This window comes from Nocardiopsis sp. TNDT3 (assembly GCF_003427465.1).
GTDB classification, from domain to species: domain Bacteria; phylum Actinomycetota; class Actinomycetes; order Streptosporangiales; family Streptosporangiaceae; genus Nocardiopsis; species Nocardiopsis dassonvillei.
The window spans coordinates 1-1527 of record NZ_QPFC01000341.1 but is presented as its reverse complement, the minus strand read 5'-3'; the positions used below and the strand labels follow the sequence as shown (position 1 = coordinate 1527).

The 1527-nt window shown below is 76.9% G+C and carries 2 protein-coding genes; both read right to left on the bottom strand.

What is annotated here, in order from left to right:
- A partial coding sequence (locus DQW06_RS09225; RefSeq protein WP_117198293.1) for an SDR family NAD(P)-dependent oxidoreductase occupies positions 1 to 440 on the bottom strand: 440 nt, incomplete at its 3' end.
- Between the two features lie 68 nt (positions 441 to 508).
- Positions 509 to 1527 (bottom strand): hypothetical protein (locus tag DQW06_RS09220; RefSeq protein WP_117198292.1); only part of this gene is annotated, 1019 nt, incomplete at its 5' end.

The following is a 1527-nucleotide window of genomic DNA, read 5'->3' as shown; positions in this document are numbered from 1 at the left end:
AACCAGGCGTGGACCGAGGAGGTGATGACGACGCTGCCGCCGCTGGCGGAGAGGTCGTCCAGGCAGGCGCGCACCCCCAGGAACGCGCCCGTGAGGTTGACGGCGAGCTGGCGCTCCCAGGACACGAGTGTGGTCTCGTGGGCGGGCGCCTGCTCGAAGGTGTAGGCGTTGGAGACCAGGACGCCCACCGGCCCGAAGGCGTCCCGGGCCGCCGCCACGACCCCGTCCCAGGAGGCCTCGTCGCTCACGTCGGCACGCACCGCCAGGGCGCGCCCGCCCTCGGCGCGGATGCGTTCGGCGGTCTCCTCCAGGCTCGGGGACAGGTCGGTCAGCACCACCGAGGCGCCCTCGGCGGCCAGGCGGCGGGCGGTGGCCTCCCCGATGCCGCGGGCCGCGCCGGTGACCACGGCGGTGACTCCGCGGTGCCTGGTGTGTGTCATGTCGCTCCGTCCTCTGCTGCGTCCCCGGCCGGGCCGGGAGCGGTCGTTGCTCTGCTGCGCCGCGGTGCTCAGGCCCGGTCGGGCGCGAACACGACGGCGGGCGCGGTGTCGGTGTCGGGTTCGGGGACCACGGCGTCGAAGCGCGCCGGCTCGCCCGGCCGGGTGTGCGCGACCGTGCGGCCGGACGCCCGGTGGACCAGCGCGCCCGCGCGCGAGGACGTGAAGACCCCGCCCAGGCGCCGCCCTCCCGGCTCGGGGGCGCCCCAGCGGGGCTCCTCGCTCCAGAAGCCGTCGGGGGTCACCTCGGTCACCGGCCCCGTGCCGGTGCCGAAGCCGAACTCGACGGCGAGGGAGGTGGACTGCCCCGGTTCGAGCTCGGTGAGCGGACCCAGCGCCTCGACCTCGGTGACGCGGTCCACCGGGCACAGCCCGCCCAGGTGCTCCAGGGGCCGGTCCACGGGGCATTCGAGCCACACCTCGGCCCTGGAGCCGCCGTCCGGGTACTCGGCCCCCTCCCGCACGGCGAAGCGCTGAGTGAGGGTGCCCTCGGCGCCCACGTCGGCCAGCCATCCGGAGGCCGTGGGGAAGCCGACCTTGCCGACCACGTCCTGGAGGGGGACCCGCACCACGGAGGGCGTGTGCTCCACCACCCGGGGGCGGCCGTTGCCCGCGACGAGCGGAACCGTGTGCGGGCCCGGGCCGCTCACGCCCACGTAGACCCCGCGTGCGCCGTCCGGTCCGCCGGGCCCGTCCTGCTGCCCGTCGGACCCGCTCGGCCCGTCGGTCCCACGAGAGCCACCGGAGCCGCCGGGACCGCCGTCGAGCTGGGTGACGTTCCACAGCGCCCACCTGCGCGTGGTGCCGGAGACGTTGACCGCCTCCAGGTCCAGCCGGTAGGCGGCGCTGTCGGGCGCCAGGGTCAGGCGGCGGACGAGCCGCAGCCCCGAGCGCGGGTCGTCCCCGCTGGTGAGGGTGAGCACGGCGGAGCCGTCGGGGGCGGTCGAGGTCTCGGCGGTGTAGGGGCCCGAGTCCAGCACGGAGTCGGGCGGCCCCGCCCACTCGTCGGGCCCGTCCCACCCCTGGGGAG